At 69.1% G+C, this 17,782-nt stretch carries 20 protein-coding genes; 7 read left to right on the top strand and 13 right to left on the bottom strand.

Annotated elements, in window-relative coordinates:
* Positions 1-217: 217 nt before the first annotated feature.
* From FHU40_RS15725 to FHU40_RS15670, 12 genes are all read right to left on the bottom strand, one after another.
* Positions 218-3,454 carry a LysM peptidoglycan-binding domain-containing protein gene (locus FHU40_RS15725; RefSeq protein WP_183593221.1) on the bottom strand — a complete coding sequence of 1,079 codons (3,237 nt, stop codon included), beginning with the start codon at positions 3,452-3,454 and terminating at the stop codon, positions 218-220.
* A 25-nt stretch (positions 3,455-3,479) separates the two neighbouring features.
* Positions 3,480-3,905, bottom strand: coding sequence for a pilus assembly protein TadG-related protein (locus FHU40_RS15720; protein WP_183593220.1), 426 nt, complete (start codon positions 3,903-3,905; stop codon positions 3,480-3,482).
* Positions 3,902-4,618 carry a TadE/TadG family type IV pilus assembly protein gene (locus tag FHU40_RS15715; RefSeq protein ID WP_246390613.1) on the bottom strand — a complete coding sequence of 239 codons (717 nt, stop codon included), beginning with the start codon at positions 4,616-4,618 and terminating at the stop codon, positions 3,902-3,904. The genes FHU40_RS15720 and FHU40_RS15715 overlap by 4 nt, the downstream gene beginning before the upstream one ends.
* Complete coding sequence (locus FHU40_RS15710; RefSeq protein WP_183593219.1) at positions 4,615-5,028, bottom strand: TadE/TadG family type IV pilus assembly protein; 414 nt, start codon at positions 5,026-5,028, stop codon at positions 4,615-4,617. Before FHU40_RS15710 ends, FHU40_RS15715 begins: the two co-directional genes overlap by 4 nt.
* A 50-nt stretch (positions 5,029-5,078) precedes the next feature.
* On the bottom strand, positions 5,079-5,276 hold the full coding sequence (locus FHU40_RS15705) for a hypothetical protein (RefSeq protein ID WP_183593218.1): 198 nt from the start codon (positions 5,274-5,276) through the stop codon (positions 5,079-5,081).
* Positions 5,277-5,312: 36 nt separating this feature from the next.
* Positions 5,313-6,212, bottom strand: coding sequence for a hypothetical protein (locus tag FHU40_RS15700; protein WP_221199855.1), 900 nt, complete (start codon positions 6,210-6,212; stop codon positions 5,313-5,315).
* A 5-nt stretch (positions 6,213-6,217) separates the two neighbouring features.
* Complete coding sequence (locus FHU40_RS15695; protein ID WP_183593216.1) at positions 6,218-7,093, bottom strand: type II secretion system F family protein; 876 nt, start codon at positions 7,091-7,093, stop codon at positions 6,218-6,220.
* Positions 7,093-8,589 carry a TadA family conjugal transfer-associated ATPase gene (locus FHU40_RS15690; protein ID WP_221199854.1) on the bottom strand — a complete coding sequence of 499 codons (1,497 nt, stop codon included), beginning with the start codon at positions 8,587-8,589 and terminating at the stop codon, positions 7,093-7,095. Before FHU40_RS15690 ends, FHU40_RS15695 begins: the two co-directional genes overlap by 1 nt.
* Positions 8,589-9,425, bottom strand: a complete 837-nt coding sequence (locus tag FHU40_RS15685) for a hypothetical protein (RefSeq protein ID WP_183593214.1) — start codon at positions 9,423-9,425, stop codon at positions 8,589-8,591. The genes FHU40_RS15690 and FHU40_RS15685 overlap by 1 nt, the downstream gene beginning before the upstream one ends.
* Complete coding sequence (locus tag FHU40_RS15680) at positions 9,425-10,045, bottom strand: SAF domain-containing protein (RefSeq protein WP_343057883.1); 621 nt, start codon at positions 10,043-10,045, stop codon at positions 9,425-9,427. The genes FHU40_RS15685 and FHU40_RS15680 overlap by 1 nt, the downstream gene beginning before the upstream one ends.
* Before the next feature lie 158 nt (positions 10,046-10,203).
* The gene (locus FHU40_RS15675) at positions 10,204-11,163 is read right to left on the bottom strand and encodes a hypothetical protein (protein ID WP_183593212.1); all 960 of its coding nucleotides are present in this window, start codon (positions 11,161-11,163) and stop codon (positions 10,204-10,206) included.
* Positions 11,142-11,780: a hypothetical protein gene (locus FHU40_RS15670; protein ID WP_183593211.1), complete on the bottom strand. Its 639-nt coding sequence runs from the start codon at positions 11,778-11,780 to the stop codon at positions 11,142-11,144. Before FHU40_RS15670 ends, FHU40_RS15675 begins: the two co-directional genes overlap by 22 nt.
* A 527-nt stretch (positions 11,781-12,307) precedes the next feature.
* Between FHU40_RS15670 and FHU40_RS15665 the strand changes: the two genes are divergently transcribed.
* Complete coding sequence (locus tag FHU40_RS15665) at positions 12,308-12,658, top strand: ArsR family transcriptional regulator (RefSeq protein WP_183593210.1); 351 nt, start codon at positions 12,308-12,310, stop codon at positions 12,656-12,658.
* A 552-nt stretch (positions 12,659-13,210) separates the two neighbouring features.
* Here the strand turns inward: FHU40_RS15665 and FHU40_RS15660 are convergent.
* A complete protein-coding gene (locus tag FHU40_RS15660) occupies positions 13,211-13,558 on the bottom strand; it encodes a hypothetical protein (protein ID WP_183593209.1) in 348 nt (115 codons plus the stop codon).
* A 163-nt stretch (positions 13,559-13,721) separates the two neighbouring features.
* On the opposite strand from FHU40_RS15660, the gene FHU40_RS15655 reads away from it, so the two are divergent.
* The 6 genes from FHU40_RS15655 (at position 13,722) to FHU40_RS15630 (ending at position 17,717) form a co-directional block, all read left to right on the top strand.
* Positions 13,722-13,889, top strand: a complete 168-nt coding sequence (locus tag FHU40_RS15655; protein ID WP_183593208.1) for a hypothetical protein — start codon at positions 13,722-13,724, stop codon at positions 13,887-13,889.
* Entirely contained in the window at positions 13,886-14,626 is a 741-nt protein-coding gene (locus tag FHU40_RS15650) for a hypothetical protein (RefSeq protein ID WP_183593207.1), read from the top strand. The genes FHU40_RS15655 and FHU40_RS15650 overlap by 4 nt, the downstream gene beginning before the upstream one ends.
* Positions 14,627-14,947: 321 nt before the next feature.
* Positions 14,948-15,100: a hypothetical protein gene (locus FHU40_RS15645; protein WP_183593206.1), complete on the top strand. Its 153-nt coding sequence runs from the start codon at positions 14,948-14,950 to the stop codon at positions 15,098-15,100.
* A 259-nt stretch (positions 15,101-15,359) separates the two neighbouring features.
* A complete protein-coding gene (locus FHU40_RS15640) occupies positions 15,360-16,421 on the top strand; it encodes a DUF4192 domain-containing protein (protein WP_183593205.1) in 1,062 nt (353 codons plus the stop codon).
* Between the two features lie 19 nt (positions 16,422-16,440).
* Entirely contained in the window at positions 16,441-16,599 is a 159-nt protein-coding gene (locus tag FHU40_RS15635; protein WP_183593204.1) for a hypothetical protein, read from the top strand.
* Between the two features lie 191 nt (positions 16,600-16,790).
* Complete coding sequence (locus FHU40_RS15630; protein ID WP_183593203.1) at positions 16,791-17,717, top strand: hypothetical protein; 927 nt, start codon at positions 16,791-16,793, stop codon at positions 17,715-17,717.
* Positions 17,718-17,782: the final 65 nt, after the last annotated feature.

Raw genomic sequence — 17,782 nt, 5'->3', positions numbered from 1 at the left:
TATCTGCGGGTGTTGCCGCTGAGCGTAAACCTCGCCGGAGGCACGTGGGCGCGCGGCTTGCTGACCGGCCTGCCTACGACTGCACCGTCACGAGTCAACGGCGCTTCGCGTCGCTGCGCGACGGCCTCCGGCCGCCCTGGATTCGCGAGCCTCCGCGCCCTCGTGCTCGCAGGCCGAAGCCATCCTGAGAGTCCGTCGGTCAGCAGCCAGCGCTCAGTTACCCGGTGGCACCCCACTCGCGCTGTTCCACGACGGCCTCCGAGCGCGGCGGCAGGTCCTCGTCGTACCGGTCGAGGACCTGCTCGCGGATGAGCTCGCCGGCGGCGTCACGACCGCTCTCGGCTTCGGTGGCCGCGGCCTCGTCGAGCCACGCGATGTCACTATGAGGGCTGGCCTTCCGGGCTGCGTCGCAGGCCACCCGGACCAGGTCGGTCCGGCCAGCGGTGACCGCCCGCGTCGCCAGGATGTGGGCCGCGTCATGGATGGCTCCCACCAGGATCTCGTCCCACCGCTGCTGCCCCGGCTTGAACAGCCACTTGAACCGGTGCTCGGTGGCCGCCTCGAACGGGGCACCAGTCACCAACGACAGCGCGGTCACGAGGTCCTCCTCGCAGCCGTCGTCACCACGGCGCTCGGCGCGGTGCTTGAGCCGAACGAACAAGTCCGCACTGTTGAGGACCCCGCCGGTCCCCCGCACCAGCTCGTAGGTGGGGCTGCTGCCCAGCTGAGCGCCAGCGCTCATGCTTGCGTCCGGCAGCCAGTCGCTCCCGTCGGGCCGGGTGCCCAACAGGAAGCGGGCGTTGGTGGCACGGTTCTGAACCGTCTTCTGCGTCTTCCATCCGCACGCTACGGCGGCACGCTCCCCGGTGACCCCTTGGTCTTGAACGGCCAGGTAGGCGATGAAGGAGACCGTGCCTCCCGCGTTGTCGATCGACGCGGGGTCGCCACCGTTGAGGGCGGTCACCGCGACCGGCCCGAGCAGGTGCACCTTGGGCCGCGGCGAAGACTCGTCGAACCAGTCAGCGACGTCTTGGTCCAGCGTCGGATCGAGTGCCGCGATTTCAGCGCGGACCTCCTCGGGAACACTCGGCGCGGCCGCGGCGAGGTCCTCGGCGGTCGTAGCCGCGGTGGCCAGGTAGACCTCGTCGGCATCGGGGAGCATCGAGGATGGGTCGTTGCCCGCTGTGCGGCGCGGCTCGGTGTACTCCTCCCGCAGCGACCCGTCGGCCCGGGCGTACTTGCCCAACGGCCCTTCGTCGGACTGGGCGGCCGGGACCGGCTGGTCCTCGAGGTTGCGGGTCGAGGCCATTAGCGCCGCCATGGCCTCCGCGTCGGATCTCGGCAGCGTGGAGGCCTTGACGCTGATGCCCCACATCGGCAGGAACGCCATCCCATCGCCGGTCAGCTCGACGGCCGGCGACTCCTCATCACCGTGCACGACCACGACCCGGGAGCGGTCCCGATCCTGGATGTCGGCGACGAACTCGCCCTCAGGGCGGGAGGACACCACGACCACCACCGGGTTGGTGCTGTCCAGCAGCAGCCCGTCTCGGCGACGAGTCAACACGTCAGCATCCAGGTTCTGCTCGACCTCGCCCATCTCACCGGTCAGCACCGCGGCCCGGGCCAGGGCGTCGCTGCGCTGGACCTGCCGCAGACGGGCGGGGTTGAGACCGATCGTCTCGGCGCCGAAGTGGTCGGCCACCAGCACCTCACTGCCCTCCGACCATGCGTTGACCGCCAGCTCGGCCACCATGAACCGCGCCAGGTCAGCCACCTGCTCGGGATCGCCGCCGATCCCGCACATGCCCAGCGTCTCCAGGTCAAGCAGCCAGGTACGACCGCCCTCGTCCTGCCCGATGCTCACCAGCGCCGGGTACGGGGCCGGCTGGCTCTCGAGGTCCTCCTCGAGGAAGGTCCAGCGCGGCAGCATCCAGGCGCGGGCGTCATCGGTCGCCGTCCAGCCCTCCGGCACCTCCCCGGGCGCGGGGTGGGTAAAGAGCAGCGTCAGGTCCTCATCGCCCAACACGGCGGCGCCCAGCTGGGGAAGCCGGCTGCCGGCCACCTTGCAGGCCCCGGCCACGTGCCGAAGCGCCCGGTCGAGGAACGCGACATCTTCCTGCGCCTCGGAGCCGTGCTCGATGATCGCCTGCTCCACCTCCACGAGCTCGTCGGGCGTCGAGGCAATCGTGCGACCGATCCTGCGGCGACGGAACTGGCGCCGCCGGTTGGCCGCCACCAGCCCCAGGGCTCCGACCGACAGACACGCGGCGGTGGCCAGCAGCGCCCGCAGGCCCGTGATCCCGCCCTCGTCGCTGGCCTCCTCCGCACCGTCGGCTGCGGCCGGCATCTGCTCCGTACTGCCCGGGGCCTCCTGAGCCGATTCCTGCGACGGTGCGATCGGGATAGCCGGCTCCGCGGGCGTCTGCTGTTCGTCCTGCCCAGCCGCGTCGTCGGCTCCCGAGGATCCGTCGGCCCCCGTGTCGTCCGCCTGCTCGTCCTGGCCGCTGGTGGACTTGCCGGGCACGTGCTCGCGCTCTCGCTGCGGCGCCCGGTCCGTGCCCGGGTCGACGTCACCAGTGCCCGGCAGAACGAGGACCTGCCCGGGGTGGATCAGGTCAGGGTCGCTGCCGATCACGTCCTTGTTGGCCTCGTACAGCGCCTGCCAGTTGTCGGAGGAACCAGTGGCCTCCTCGGTAATCCCGGTCAGCGTTTCACCAGGCGCGACGACGTGCTCGGACTCGGGGGCCTGGTCGCCGGGCAGGTTGGTCGCATCGGCGGGCAGCAGCAGCTCCCAGCCAGGCTCAATGCTGCGCGGGTTGTTGAAGGTGCGTCCGTCGGCCATGCCCCGCCCCTGGTTCAGGTCCGCGATCTCCTGCCAGCGGAACCCGTCGCCCAAGTGCTTCTCGGCCAGGCCCCACAAGGTGTCGCCCTTGTCGGTAACGATCCTCGGAGGGTCGGCCCGGTGGCCCTGGGTGGTGTCCGGGGCGGACGTGACCGGCGAGGCGGCGGGACTGGTCTCCGGGTTCACGGCCGGAGCCTCGTGCGCCACATGGGTGACAGGCAGCCGTGTGGCCGGGGCAGCCTCAGAGGTGGCTGTGTGCGAACCGAGCAGCGTCGTCGAGGTGACTCCGACCGCGAGCACGGTGTGGACCAGCACCCGGATGAACCTCTGCTGGCCACCGACCGCGATCGGCAGCCTCGAGGCCCCCTCGGTCTCGTGGCGCAATGCGGGCGGGATCTCCCACAGGGTGCACAGCAGCAGCTGTGCCCACACGAACCAGCCCACCAGCGAGACGATCCCGAGCACGGCCGAGTTGCTCATGAGCGACAGCTCGTTCAACCCCCCGTCGGGCCACGGGTTGCCCACAGCCGCGAGCAGCAGGGCAGGAAACCCGACGAGGAGGCCCAGCAGCAGTGCGAGGGCTCCGAGTCGCTTGACCAATCCCAGCATGATGTTTCTTCTCTCTCCCGGGAACCTAGTTCGGGCCCGTGATGGACGTTGCGGTGCCGGTCTCGTCGACCGGGAAGCTTGTGAAGCCGAGGACGTTGAGGAACGCGTTGTCCGATTTACCGGTCACCCTCACCGTGACGTCGAGGCCGTCGATGTTCACGGTGCCGCTCCAGCCGGCCTGCTGCAGGATCTGGTTGGCGCGGGCCGTCGCGGTCGCCTGGTTGATTCCTTCGGTGCCGTCACGGACGCCGCGCATCTCGTCGGCGGCCGCACGAGCGGCCTGCTCCGCGGCGCGGTGGGCCGCGATCCGCTGATTCATGGCGTTGCCGCCGTCATAGACCAGGCCAAGCAGCACCAGGAACACCCCCGAGGCCATGAGGATCGTCCACGTAGAGACCACACCCCGCTCATCGCGCCGACGCCGCAGCCGTCGGATCAGCCGCGAAATCATGGGAGCCGCCGGTACTGCTCGATGGGGACCACGGCCGTGCTGGTGAAGTCCTTGGCGCCAGGCAGGCCGAACCCGACGACGTCGCTCAGGTTCGCGTGGCAGGTGACCTCGACCCTCACGTGGCCCGAGGTGCGGAAGTCGGTTCCCGCGAACGACACGGTCAAGCGGGTGCAGGCCTTGCCCCGATCTGCCAGCGCATCCTCCGCAGCGTCTCGGCCGGCGATCTGTCCGGCATCGAAGCTCGATTCCAGGGATGCTGCCCGCGCGGCCGCGTAGGCAGCGTCATCAACCTGGCTGTTCGAGTCGACGATCCGGCCGCCGCCGACGACGACGGTGATGAAGCCGACCAGCACGGTCGTCATCGCCAGCAGCTCGACGGCAGCGTAGCCGCGCTCGTCCCGGGGTGCGCGAAGACGCCCTCGCCAGGAACGGCCGTGGCGCGGGTAGCGGTGGCGGGAGGAACGGAGCGACTGGACCACGACCCACGGCGAGGCAAGGTTCCTGTCACGTCCGACGCGCCAAGACCCATCTGTCTGGCGGGTGACGCTCTCCCCGCCGATCTTCAGCGGCTCGTCGTCGGGCGTCAGCTCCTGGAGGGCCGCCATCAGGTCCGGATGCTGGGCTGCGAGCACTTCATCGCCGCCGGGGCCGTCGTGGCTGAAGGAATCGATGGCGTCTCGCCAGTCTGCTGTCGCGCTCGTCGGCCGGGTCATTCTGCGAACCTCTCCCTTGGCACGGTGGCAGTGGCGGAGACCCGCTTGGTGAAGCCGGGCAAGAGAGTCATCACCTCGCCGGAGACGGTGACGGTGACCTCGGTCGCCCCCACCTTGATCTTGACGCTGGTGTTGGACAGGTCGCTGCCGGAGTCGGCCAGGTACTCGTTGGCGGTCTGCCTGCCTGCGTCTTCGGTGCCTTCCCAGGAGGCGGCGTCGACCGCTGCCTCACGGGCCGCGGCGTGCACGATCCGGTCGTTGTACAGCTGCACCGACCACTGCACCAGCATCAGGAGGATCAGCATCACCAGCGGCATGACGACCACGAACTCCGGGGCCGCGATGCCGCGCTCGTCGCGGCGGCGCGGCAGCAGGCCCCACAGGGGCCGGAGGCGCTTCGGGATGGTCATGGCTGGTCTTCTCGTTCGGCGGTGTCCAGTAGCAGGGTGGCTTTGCGGCCCTACTTGCCGTTGAGCTCGTTGCCCTTGTTGGTGACGAAGGTGCGCACCGCGATGATCGCCAGCGCCGCGATCGCCAGGATGCCGAGCAGCAGCACCAGGTACTCCGGTGCCGAGGCTCCGCGCTCGTCTCGCTGGGCGACCTTCCAGCGGGAGCGCCAGTACTCGAGCACCATCTGCAGTTGGGTGAACTCGTTCATGAGGTGGTTCCCTTCTTCAAGGAGTGAACGTTTGGGTTAGGCGGTGAACAGGAACAGGACGCGGGCGAGGATCACGTAGGCGGCGGCCACCAGCGCCATGACCATCAGGTTGTTGCGCATCGCGTCGGTGGACTTGTTCGCGCGGGCGTGGGCATCGGCGAGGCGGGCATCGCGCATCGACTGGGCGCGGGCGATGAGGGTGTTGCGGATGCTGGAGCCCTCGTCCTGAGCCAGGTTCAGCGATGCCCGCAGATCGAGGAGCTCGACGACGCCGAATCGCTCACCGACCTCGCCCAGTGCCTCCCACGGGGTCATGCCGTTGGGTCGGGCGTTGTCGATCGCGTCGTAGAGGGCGTGGAAGGCCCAGCCGGTGCCGATCTGCGCGACGGTGGGCAGCGCGTCGGCGTGGCTGCGGCCGCCCTCCATCGACATCACGACCAGGTCGAGGAAGTCTGACAGCGCGTCGCACAGTTCGGCGCGTCGCTTCGCAGCGTTCTCCCGTAGTTCCCTGACCTCGCCGATCACCGCGACAACGGCACCCACGAGACCCAGTGCGGGAGCAGCAAGCATCGGGATCCCGAGGCCGGCGGCGTTGCCCAGCAGGACCAGGGCGATAGGGCCGAGCAGTCCGATCAGGAACCACACCAGCAACTTGGCCAGCCACTCCTCCATCGGCTGACCCGTGACCGCGAGGTCACGCTCGTAGGTCTGCATGTCGTCGGGTCGGCGCGTTCGCAGATTCTCGGCGAACCACTCCGCGGCCCGCTTCGACCAGGTCTGGTCCTCGGGGGCGATGTCCAACCGGGCGCGGCGGCCGGCCCGGGCGCGTGCCCGCTCCCACCGTGCCGCCTGGTCGGCCAGCGGCGGCGCGGCGGGGAACGCCAGCCGGTACAGCCGCAGCAGCCCCACGCCCGCCACCGCCGAAACGACCAGCATCGGAATCACCAGGCCACCTCGCGTCCCGTGGCCTGCGCCAGAGCCTCCGCCCCGGACAGGAATCTGGGGTGCGGCTCGGGTTCGGCCAGACGCTGGAGCCGGACGAGCAGGCCCACGTAGACCGCGGCCAGCACAGCGAGGACCATCTGCCCGTACACCGTGCTGTAGGGCTCGACCCAGCCGCGCAGGAAGACTGCCTGCAGGCCTGCCACGGCGAGCAGGCCGAGAGCGACCTGGTTGGACTGACGTCGTACCCCGTTGCGCTCGGTGAGCACCTTGCGGCGCATCTCTAACTCGGCGCGAGTGTTGGCGGCCAGGGTCGTGAGGACCCGCTTGAGGCTTCCGGCGCGCTGCTGGGCGGTCAGCGAGAGGGCGATCACGACCTTGTCGGCGCCGCGGTCGTCGACCTCGTCGGCGAAGTGCGCCAATGCGACCGGCAGCGGCGTACGCAGGTCCAGGGCGTTGACTAGGTTCCGCAACGGTCGGCGCAGCAGCGCCGGCGCACCGTCCAGGGTTGCCGGCAGCGCCTGCTCCAACCCCGACTCGGATGCTGCGGCATCGCGTAGCGACTCGGTCCAGTTCGCGATCGCCTCGATCTTGGCGACGCTGTGCTTCTCGACCGCACCCGACCGCGCCAACTTCGGCCACAAGATCACCACGGCGACCGCCATCAGGCCGGCCACCGGCCAGCGGGTCAAGATCCCGACTGCGACGCCGACGATCAGCGCGATCGTGCCCTGCCGGGCGGTCTGCTGGGGGTCGGCCACCTTACGTCGGGCGGTGGTAACCCGGGCCGGGAGCAGGTTCTTGCCGTGGGAGGCGCGGATCACCCCGATGATGCCGAGGCATACCGCCAGGATGCAGGCGACGAAGGAGGTCATCAGATTTGCCACCCCTCATCGCCGTTGGTGCCGGTCGGCTCGGCGAACCTGTTCAGGTCCGTCGCGCCGTCGGGGTCCCATCCGACATCGAGGAGCGCCTCCTCGCGGATGATCGCCTTACGGGTGAACTCGGTACGGCCGGTGGCCTTGTTGTACTTCCACAGCTCGGTCGTCTTCACGCCGTCCTCATCACGCCCGGCGACCTCACGGATCGACTCGATGATTCGGCGCTGACCGCCGTCCTCGGTGCGGATCCGGCGAAGGAACACGATGAAGTTCAGTGCGTTCGCGATCAGGCCGTTGGTGGCCTCGAACGGCAGCCGCTCTTGTGCCTGCAGCGCGTAGGTCTGGATCTTGGCAATGACGTCGCGCGATGAGTTGGCGTGGATAGTACTTAGCGAACCGTCGTTGCCCTGCTGCATGGCGTTGAGCATCGTGATGACCTCATCACCCAAGACCTCGCCCACGATCACCCGAGAGGCGCTCATCCGCAGGGAGTCGCGCACCAGGTCGGCCAGGGAGACTGCGCCCTCCCCCTCGACGTTCGCCAGCCGCTCCTCGAGCGGCACGATGTCAGGGTGTCGCTCGGGGTCCTCGTGCAGGCCGAGCTCGATGGACCGCTCCACGGTGACCAGACGCTCGATCGGGTCGATCTCGGAGGCCAGCGCCCGCAGGAGCGTGGTCTTCCCCGCACCCACCGCCCCGGCGATCATGAGGTTCTGACGCGACTTCACCAGCGCCGACAAGAACGCGGCGAGGTCATGGTCAACGGTCCCCTCACTCAGCAGGTCCTTCGTGCACAGCGACGCCGGGACGCCGGCGGCTCGCTCCCGCTCGGCCAGCCCGGGAACCGGAAGCAAGGTGGCCCTCAGGTGGCGGTGCTTGCGGATCGAGATCGACAACCCGTTCGCGCTCACCCCCTGGACCGCGTGCAGACGTGACCCGTCGGGCAGCCTGAGGGTGACGTGATAGTTGATCAGGTCGAAGGGCCGGGTCGACAGGCCGTCGTGAGCCGAGATGGTCTTGACGATCTCCTCGAGCTCCTTGTCCGAGGACGCCACCGGCGGAAGCTGCGCCTTGCTGCCGTCGGCGTAGGTGACGAACACGCTCTGCCAGCTGTTGATCACGATGTCCTCGACCTCGGGATCCTCCAGCAGCTGGTCGAGGTTGCCCGCGCCGAACAGCTGCGCCTTCAGCGCAGCCTCGAGCCGGTCCCGGGCGTCTTCCTCCAGCGGCGGGCGGCCGTCCTCGACCAGGTCGGACTCGTACTCGGCCAGCACCGAGGCCAGCAGTGCCTCGGTGTGCTGCCGAGCGTCCTCCCCCTTCGGGATCGGCTGGCCTTTGCGGCGGAACTCCTCCAACGCCTTCCCGCGACGAGCACCCACCCGGGACTGGAGACGCTTGACCAGCACCTGGTCAACCGGCACGAGCTGCTTCAGCTGCATCCCGTTCACGGGCGCACCGCGCCCGTTCGAGCTGAGGCCGTTGGTCTCCATCACGCCTCTTCCCCGTGGCCGGCATACGCGTCGACCTGTGCGGCCTCAGGCGTGCCGTACGGCCCGACACCCGCGGCTTGGTTGATCTGGTCGTTGAGGACGCCGGCAGACTTCAGCAACGGCGTACGCGCGTTCTTCTTGCCGCCGACCTGGCCGGCGTGCATCGCCTCGACCCCGGTCGGGTCCAGCGCGATCCAGCCGATCCCGGCGATCACGCCGGCGGCGTTACTCGGCGCCAGCATCCGACCGACGTGCTCGAGCACCGCCCCGGCGAACCGCTTCGGCGTCACCACCACCGGCACCACCACCGGCGGTGCGTTGCGGATGTTCGCCAGCACCGGAGCAAGCCGCTCCAGCCGGTCCTTGAGGTGCATCACCGCACCCACCTCCGGGCGGGTCACCATCACGACCACATCAGCGGCCGCCGCGACCGGGATGGTCGGCGAACTGGAGTGGATCCGCCCCAGATCGGCAACCACCCGCGACGCGGAGGCGCGCAGCGCCTCCGCCAACGGAGCCCAGTTCTTCACGCCTGCGGCCTGCTCGGCCGAGAAGTGCCCCGGCACGACCCGTGTCGACCCAGTGAACTCGTGCGCCTTGCCGGCCGCCAGGCCGGGGGTCACCGTCGTACGGGCCTCGGTCGCCAAGGTCAGCACCGTCGGAGTCGGCGGGAACGCCTCACCATGGCCACCGGGTGCGACACACCGCAGCGCGAGGTCACCGCCATACGGGTCAGCCTCGACCACGATCGTCGGCTCCGGCGTCGAGACGCCCAGCGCCAACGACGTCGTCGTCGACCCCGGGGCGCCACGGTCGCAGCACACAGCGATCAGCATCAGCCCTGCCCCCCGGTGGTGGTCCCATCGTCCTGCGGGGCGGAGTCAGCCGGATCACCCTCGGTGATCGGGGCCTGCAGCAGGGTCAGCTGCCCCACCGCGCCGTACGCCGCCACCGTCTTCGCATCGGTCTCCGAAATCAGGATCGTCACCACCACCGTGCCGTCCGGCGACGTCTTCGAGGAGTACACCGTGGCGCCGGCCGAGAGCACCACCGGGTCATCGAGAGCCTTCGGGTCGCCCGCCTGGCCCTCCTGCGGCACCGCGATCGCGTCGACCACCGAACCAGGAGCCAGGGTCTCCGGAACGCGACCTGCCGGGAGGTTCACCGCGATCAGGCGCTTGCCCTCCTGCGGCAGCAGATCACCGGTCAGCGAGTCCTCGGTCAGCACCTGACCCGGCAACAGTGCGACCGTGGTGCGCTGCCCGAACACCGAGTCCACATCGGAGACCAAGATCGCCCCGTCGACACCGGAAACGCTCCGTGAGACCAACAGCGGATCCCTGGACGTGCGGACGTCGTCTTCCGTGATCGGATGCCCGACCGGGATCGGCTGGGCCACCACCAGCACCTCCGCCACGCCGCCCTTGTTGACGTAGAGCCAGCCACCCGCGATCACTGCCGCGATCACGACCAGGAAGCTGATCAGCATCTGCCCGTACCTGCGCGGAGCCTTCGACACAGCCTTCGAGAGTGAAGCCGCACCGGGCAGGCCACCCGCCGGCGGCGCCGCACGTCGGTCGTCGGCCCGTCCTGAGGTCCGAGAATCCAGGCTCGTCACTTCTTCTTCACCACCGTCTGTCGCTGGTACACCGTGATCGCGGTCGAGTCACCGGCCGCGGCAAGCTGCGAGCCGAGGTCTCCACTGGTCGCGCCGCCACAGTTGCCCGTGCACGTCCACGCCAGCGTGTAACTGATCTGCGCCGACACGGTCCACGTGTCGCCCTCGGGGTCTTCCATCTCGTCATAGGCGTACGAGCAGTTCGTCGGAGCGTTCTCCGGCATCCCCTTCAGCCACTCACGCCCCGGACCGACACAGGAGGCCGTGTCGCCGTTGCCCATCGTCCACTCGACGTAGGACGGGGTCGCGATCAAGGTGACCGTGGCTCCGCGCAGCGACTCGGTTGCCGAGACCGTGTGCCACTGCCCGGACTCGACCCACAGCCAGTTCTTGTAAGAGATGTAGGTGTGATAGGTCGGCGGCGGCGCGATCTTCGCGTCCGCGAGCTCATACGGGATGGTCACCATCAGCTGGCGGGCGACCGCAGCCCCATCTACCGGCGCCACACCTCCGCTAACCCACCAGACCGCAAAACTCACCGAGGTCCCGCTTGCGCCGGTTTGGCAGGTCCACCACATGCCGTTCTCGTCCTCATGGCCTCGAGGCGGTGGGCCCTGTGGATCGTCGGGCTCGGCGTAGCACCAGTGCGGGCTACCCCACCACGTCAATCCGTCCTTCGTGCACGACACCTCACTGCCGTCCTTGTCGCGGCACACTGTCTCGCCCCCGCCGGGGTTAGGCGCCTCGCCGGGACCAGGCGTTTCCTCGCCAGGGATCTCGATCTGGATGCAAGCCCCGAGGTTTGCGTTCCATCCCGTGCCAGGAGGGCAGTCTTCCGGACCATCTGCCCAGGCGCTTTGGCTGGACGACGTGGCGAGCAGGAGCGCGGCCGCAGCGAGGGCGAGGCAACTGGTCGCCGTGGTCGCGGCCTTCGTCAGGGTGCTGTTGGCGTGCATGCCTTCACTCCGCTGTTCACGTATCCCCGCTTCTTCCAGCCCTCAGACGTCTTCTCCATCTGCACCTCGATGAGGCGACGGCTCGGATCGCTGATCTGGGTCACCTGCCCGTTGGTGGTGATTCGAGCGTCCGTGTAGTCGAGGCAGTAGTTGAAGATGACCGTCGTCCGTCCGATCTTCGATGCGCTGGTCCAGAGCACTTTCGGCGGTACTTCCATCCGGGCGCCCCCGCGGACGTAGGTGTCAAGGAACTCTGAGCGCTCACCTAGCGGGCTCAAGGAGTACTTCTCGAACATCGCCTTCAGGCCAGGGGTGTCAGCACCCGTGCGGGCGGCCGCGGTGTAGGCCTCCCAGAACTCCAGCCAGCGGTCGCGTGCGGCGCGGTAGCGCTTGAGTTGTGCGGGGCTGTACTTGTCATCCCACGTCGGCTCGGGCGTAGAGGTCTCGGAAGCCGAAGGCGAGGCCGATTGCGTTGGTCTAGGGTCTACCTTCGGCTCGTCGTCACCCCCGCATCCGGAGAGAGTTCCCGCCAGAGCGAGAGCGGTTACAGCAATGAGAATGAGTTTCATGAGCGTCCTTCCTGAGCCCGAGTCGCCCGACGCGTTGGCCTCGGGCACCAGTCCTGACGAGATGGCCGACAGCCTGCCGACCTCGCCGTATTGCGAGTCTGGTTCAAGGTGACGTCCTTACATCCGGGTTGCGCTCTACCTAGTGAAGGCAACCGCCAGCGGAGCGGATCGGACATCGGCGGGCACTTCTCGTCGGGACGAGCGCTAAAGCGCGTCAGTCGAAAGGGGCGACGCAGTGACGGTTGGATCGTCGAGTCGCCAGGCTTGAGCGGCAGCGGGGGGCTGTCTCTGTCAGCTCTCCGTCGATCTGCAAACGGGGAGATCGACGCGCCGCGATCCGCCGTGGGCGTCTGCGCCCCCGGTGGCTTCTGCTGACGCATGCCCATGACGGCGTTCTCTTCTCTCCCGGCCCGAACCGGAACATCCATTCTGCGTTGCGTCGTCAAGCCCGACGCCCCTGGCGTGACTTTGCCGGCTTCTGCCGCCAGGCCGAGTTCCGCACTACCAAGCATGCCATATGAACGGCGCTAACGGCAGTTCTGGCCGCAATCTCGCGCTCTTCGCGGTCCGGCACAATGCGGCTTGTGCCACGACTGTCGAAGCCGCCGAACATGCCTGGGGAGGTGCTGGGGATCATCGGCGCGATCGGTAACAGCGCGCGCACCGAGATCCTGCGGTGTCTCTCGGTGCGGCCGATGAGTACGACAGAGTTGGCCGAAATGATCGGGATTGACCACAGCCGGGTGCTTCGACACTTGGCCGTTCTCGAGGACCTCGCCCTCGTCGCTGCCGACCACCCCCGCGGCTCACGTCGTGGCGTCGGGCGCGTGGTGAGGTGGCACACGAATCAAGAGCGCGTCAACGAGGTCGCTCAGATGTGGAGGGCGTACTCAACCAGCCATGCAGACCCGCCCAGGGACGAGTAGGAGTCATCGGGGCACGCTCAGCCCTTGCGCGAGTCCGGCGACATCGGCCGGTCGTCACGGCCGGTGACCCACCCCCGTGAGAAACCCATCTGCGATTGCGTTGCGCTGGGCCATGCGCAGCAAAGACGTCTTCCCCGGGCCGCAAGGGGCATGGAAGGCGAGCAGCGGTCCGCCGGGGGGACCGAGCATGCTCAGCCGCGAGACCTTGTCGCGGATCCGATCGCGCTCGCGGCCGCGAGGTACCCCGGAAGAGAACCGGGTGCGTGCGGACTCGGCTCCATGGGCCGCACCTCTCGCATAGGTCCGTATAGCTCACCCGAGGTATACCCACCTACACGGGGCCGGATGCAGATCCAGCACCCAAGCCGCGCCGCGACCCAGATTGTCGTGACGCTGTCGCGAGAATGAACGGTCCGCCCCCCGGCCTGGATCGACCTGTTGGGGCCTTTGCTCGTCGTGAAGGGCGGCTTCGGCGAATGCCGGACGTGTGTCGGTGGGTCGTGCGATGCCCCCGCATGAGAGCCCGCTGGCGACCCGAGACGCCGCGGGCTCTCAGCCCATCCAAGTACCAGCCGAGGAAGACAGTGCGGTCCGGGTGCTCGCACTCCCCAACGATGTGCTTCCAGCGTGGGACGCGGCAGCGGCATCGGCGGGCGCCGCCTTTCGGATCTGGGCAGTGACGTGGGCGACGACCTCGTCCAGCGTGAGCGGTGCCGAGTTATCTGCCAGCTGGTCGAGCAGTTCTTCGGCGGGTTCTTCGAGTTGCGGGCCGGCGTAGGCATCCCACTCGTCAGTGGCAGCGACGAAGCGGCCGTAGGCCTCGGTTTCGGCCTTCGCGTGGCGCCAGGCGGATGCCGCCATGGCCACGTGCCGCTCGAGTAGGACCGCCTCGTCATCCATGGCCAGCAAGTGTCGACCACCCGTCGCCGCTGCGGAAGACCCCTTGCTCCCCGCCGGCCCGCCTGCTGCCGTGGGCGATGTTGTTCCGCTGTGGTTGTCCGATCCAGGGCGCGACCGGTTGCTTCTCCACGCCAGAGCACACATCTCACGAGGAGAACGACCGATGAACCAGTTCCCGAACAACTCGTCCGGCGCCGCCGGTAATCCACAGGCTCATCCGGTGGTCGCGCTGCGCGACCAGCTGACGCAGACCATGACGGCGGCGAACCAGCTCAAGTCCACCCTCGCCACGGTCGATGACCCCGGGCGCAGGTCCGGCGAGATCCGATGAAAGGGCGCGAAGTGCTCGCGGCCGCCGACGCCGTCTTCGACGCGGAGCGGGCGCTACGGCGCGCGGCTGAGACGGTGGATGAGCTCAGCGACGTCGCAGCTTCGTCGCTACGGGTCCTGCACGACGCCGCCTCCGACGCCTTCTACGCCCACCAGGAGGAGCGGAGGGACTTCCATCTGGAGTCCGCCGGCGAACACTTGGGGCGGCTTCGCAACAGGTCCGGCGTGATGAACGAGCTCGGCGACGACCTCACCCGCCATCTCACCGCGGCCAGCGGCGCGATCGAGCGCGCCGGCGACGAGCTCGGCCGCGGCAACGACGTCGACGACCGTGACGTCGAGATCCGGGCTTTGCGGACTCAGATCGACGTCCTCGCCGAGGTCGTGGCGCTCGCGCGCCCCGTGGCAGATCAGATCACCCGCCACGCACAGCATGCGGCCGAGTCGGCGACGGCGACCGATGCGCTGATGCTCTTGGATTCGCGTGTCCACGACGTCAGCCAGGAGGTGACCCGGGCCGACCAGAGCGTGTCGATGATGCGCTCGGTGATCGAGAGCGCGCAGTCGAGGGCGCGGACCTCAGCCGCACTGGCCGGGTCACTGAGCTACGCGGCCGCCCATGCGCCTGCCTGCACGTCGGGGGGCCGGGACACAACCAGTCAGCCGTGGTCCAGCAGCGGTCCCCCGCAGCAGACCCACCAGCCAGACAAGCCGGGCCACTCCGGCATCACCATCTGAACCACGGAGAGAGGTCCTCGTGTCGTGGGGGATCGCACACCGATTGAAGCCATCGTCTACTCCTGCCCGCCGGAGCGGGTGAATGCCCTCCTCGAGGTCTTCGAGGAGTTCGGGCTGGGACACGAGTTCGTGCTCCCCTGGCGACCCAGCGCCGGGGCCCGCCAACGCCAGCCGCCAGCCGCCAGCGCAGGCTCGAGTTATGCCGCGGGTACGTCCACAGCGAGATCTCGGCCGGCTCCAGCGCGGAGATCGCCGAGACACTGCCCTCCGACGCAGCATGGAAGGTCTGGGGAGGACCCGAAGTTCGAGCACCTCGGCGAGGTGCACCTCAATCACCACCCCGACCTGGGCCTGTTCGTCGCGGACTGCGACGCGCAGGGTCGCCCCGTGTTCACCAGTGACGCGATCGACCGCCTCGTCGAGCGCACCGACGCCGACCGCGTACAGCTGGGGCACCTGACAGGCCGCACCTGAGGGATGGCGCTCGAGCAGCTCGGCGCGGCGAAGAAGGGGATCGTGATCCCAAGCGATGCCCCTCCCGGATCGGCGCCTCTGCAAGCTGTCGCGCTCAACCAGCTCGCGTCCGGACCATCGCGGTGGATGCCCGCCGACGCCCCCGGACAGGCCCGGTCGACAACGGCCCCAGATCGGTAGCGGCCACCTGTCCGATCCGGCGCGTAACCGGTTGCTTCTCCGTATGAACGTGCCCTCCAACCCGAGCAGGTGATCGTCGATGACCAACGTTCTCAAGATCAGCTCGCACGACGAGCTGATCTCGTCCATCCCCCACACTCTGGGATTCACCCCCGTATCGAGCATGGTCTGTTTGGCTCTCGGGGACGGTCCCACCGCCCGCCTCGACATTCCCGAGTCCCCCGAGGAGATAGGTGAGTTCCTCCAGGCGCTCACCGACGTCTACCTCCACCGACACCACCCTGACCGCGTCGCCCTCGTGGCGTACGGCGAGGACGGCCGCGCCTGCGTCCAGGCGCTGGCTGCCTTGGGTGAGGCTCTGGTCAACAGCGAGGTCCGCGGCCCCGACGTAGGGCCGATGCTGTGGGTCAACGGCGAGGAGTGGACCGACGTTCTCGAAGGCACCCACGGAACCGTCGACCCCGGCGCCCGCACCCGGATCGACGCGGAGTTCGCACTGATGGGCCGGGTCATGCCCGTCGGCCGGCGCGAGGACCTCGCCGCCGCGATGCAGGGCGACCCCACCGCGGTTGCCGAGCACCTGCCTGCCGCCGAGGCCCGCGCACTCGACATGGATGTGGCTGCCCGCCGGTCCGAAGTCGGGTGGCTGGGCGCGCGGCTCGACCAATTCCGCCGTGACCGGGAGTACCTCTCCGACGGCGACGCGGCCCGGGTCCTGGCCGTGCTCCACGACAGCAGCGCCCGGGACGCGGCGGTGTTGAGCATGAGCCGTGAGGACGCGCCCGTCTTCTCGGAGTTCTGGCAGGACCTTGTGCGGCGGGCGCCGCGTGAGGTGCGTGACAGCCCGGCGACGATGCTGGCGCTGAGCTCGTTCCTGGAGGGCAAGGGAGCGCAGGCGTGGACCGCCCTTGACCAGCTCTCGGAGAGCGACCCGTTGGCGGACCTGGTGGTCGCTGCCCTCGAGCAGGCCGTGGACCCGCGTGAGTGGGACCGTGCGGTGCCCGCGGCCGCCGGTGCTCTGATGCAGCAGGCGGCTTTGCGCGACACGGTCGCGCAGGAGCGCCGTGCCCACGACCAGGACGCCCGCAACGCCCCCGGCGTCAACGGTGCCGGCCCGGAGTCGTCGGCCCCGGGCCGCTGAGAAGGACGGAGACAGACCCGTGCAGAACACTCGCTCGCGACTGGAGAAGCGTCTCGCGCTGCTCCTCGCCGCCACTCCCCCGCTCGCTGCTCGGCACACGGCGGGACACACGAAGGTCGACTTGGTCTACCTCGACGAGGAGACCCAGGACCGGCTGAACAGCAGCCCGCGTGAGTAGACCGCTGCCGCAGTTGTCAAGGTTCCGGCCGACGGCCTGTGGATAGAGATTCGCTATCCACAGGCCGTCGGCGGTGCGGTTGCGCTGTCGGTGGTTCGGTGAACACTCAGAGTGGCAGTGTCGGCACGATCGGGTCGTGCCGGCTGGGCGGGGATTCATGATGGGTCCCGCCACGAGGGGACGTGAGGAACATGCGGACGTCGACCAAGTTGATCCGCCTGTGCGCCGTCGTGCCGGCTGGTCTCGCCGGGAGCTTCGTCGCGGTCATCGGCCTGGGCTTCCTGCCCGGCGCTGGCCTGGTGTTCGCGTTCCTGGGCACGCTGCTGGTTTCGCTCGTCTTGGCGTGTGGCTGGTTTGAGGCTCCCGCTGCCCGGATCTTCGGATGCGCCCGCGGCCTTCGCCCCGGGCAGCGCGCCGTGCTCGAGCCGACGCTGGCCCTGCTCGAGAAGCTCGACCTCGCTCCCGGGCGAGTGCTGGTGCGGCTGGACGACGACGCGCGCCTGCCCGCAACGCCGATCGGGCGTCGTACGGTGATCGTGGAACCGTGGCTGGTGCAGGGCCTCTACGAGCGGCGGCTGACGACCGAGGATGCCGCGACGGCGATCGGGCACGCGGTCGAAAGCCAGCGGGTCGGGCCGTCCCGGTTCGACCTGGCGGCGCGGCTGTGGGCGCTGCCTTGGACGCTGGTGTTCGTGGTTGTGCGGCAGATCGCGCGCATCTTCTCGTGGGTGCCCGCCGGCGGGTTCGCGTGGCATCTGCGGATCGTGGTCGGTGCCATCGTGGTCTTCCAGGGCTTCCAGCCGGGCGGCGATCCTGCGATCGGGATCGCGGCCGGCGTGCTGGTGGCTATCAGCTACGTCGCACCGGCTGCCGACCGGGCCTGGCGCTCGGTTGTACAGCGCGACGCCGACCGCATCGTTGCGCAGCGCGGGCTGGCTGGCTCGTTGATCCAGCTTGCGCAGTGGCAACACGGCTCCGCCTCGCTGGAGCGGGTGCAGCGGATCCGTGCAGCTGCGGCCGAGCGCGTCTCGTCCACGCCGCCGGAGCCCGCCGAGGCACCGGCGGTCGAGGCGGCGTCCGGCGCTCGGGTGCTGACCCTCCCCACCGCACGACGGTGAACTAGGGAGGAGACGACGACCGTGGATGCTTGCACCTGGAGGCCGACCGGATCTTCGGGCCCTGC

It is taken from the genome of Nocardioides soli (assembly GCF_014191495.1).
GTDB lineage: Bacteria > Actinomycetota > Actinomycetes > Propionibacteriales > Nocardioidaceae > Nocardioides > Nocardioides soli.
The sequence above is the reverse complement of the archived record's forward strand: the minus strand, read 5'-3'. Positions and strand labels throughout refer to the sequence as shown.

Coding starts and splice junctions, on each gene's coding strand:
- FHU40_RS15690 (WP_221199854.1), bottom strand. CDS start 8,589: ATGGAGACCAACGGCCTCAGCTCGAACGGGCGCGGTGCGCCCGTGAAC.
- FHU40_RS15695 (WP_183593216.1), bottom strand. CDS start 7,093: ATGACCTCCTTCGTCGCCTGCATCCTGGCGGTATGCCTCGGCATCATC.
- FHU40_RS15725 (WP_183593221.1), bottom strand. CDS start 3,454: ATGCTGGGATTGGTCAAGCGACTCGGAGCCCTCGCACTGCTGCTGGGC.
- FHU40_RS15630 (WP_183593203.1), top strand. CDS start 16,791: ATGCGGACGTCGACCAAGTTGATCCGCCTGTGCGCCGTCGTGCCGGCT.
- FHU40_RS15675 (WP_183593212.1), bottom strand. CDS start 11,163: ATGCACGCCAACAGCACCCTGACGAAGGCCGCGACCACGGCGACCAGT.
- FHU40_RS15705 (WP_183593218.1), bottom strand. CDS start 5,276: ATGAACGAGTTCACCCAACTGCAGATGGTGCTCGAGTACTGGCGCTCC.
- FHU40_RS15660 (WP_183593209.1), bottom strand. CDS start 13,558: ATGGATGACGAGGCGGTCCTACTCGAGCGGCACGTGGCCATGGCGGCA.
- FHU40_RS15710 (WP_183593219.1), bottom strand. CDS start 5,028: ATGACCATCCCGAAGCGCCTCCGGCCCCTGTGGGGCCTGCTGCCGCGC.
- FHU40_RS15650 (WP_183593207.1), top strand. CDS start 13,886: ATGAAAGGGCGCGAAGTGCTCGCGGCCGCCGACGCCGTCTTCGACGCG.
- FHU40_RS15655 (WP_183593208.1), top strand. CDS start 13,722: ATGAACCAGTTCCCGAACAACTCGTCCGGCGCCGCCGGTAATCCACAG.
- FHU40_RS15700 (WP_221199855.1), bottom strand. CDS start 6,212: ATGCTGGTCGTTTCGGCGGTGGCGGGCGTGGGGCTGCTGCGGCTGTAC.
- FHU40_RS15715 (WP_246390613.1), bottom strand. CDS start 4,618: ATGACCCGGCCGACGAGCGCGACAGCAGACTGGCGAGACGCCATCGAT.
- FHU40_RS15685 (WP_183593214.1), bottom strand. CDS start 9,425: ATGCTGATCGCTGTGTGCTGCGACCGTGGCGCCCCGGGGTCGACGACG.
- FHU40_RS15665 (WP_183593210.1), top strand. CDS start 12,308: ATGCGGCTTGTGCCACGACTGTCGAAGCCGCCGAACATGCCTGGGGAG.
- FHU40_RS15720 (WP_183593220.1), bottom strand. CDS start 3,905: ATGATTTCGCGGCTGATCCGACGGCTGCGGCGTCGGCGCGATGAGCGG.
- FHU40_RS15640 (WP_183593205.1), top strand. CDS start 15,360: ATGACCAACGTTCTCAAGATCAGCTCGCACGACGAGCTGATCTCGTCC.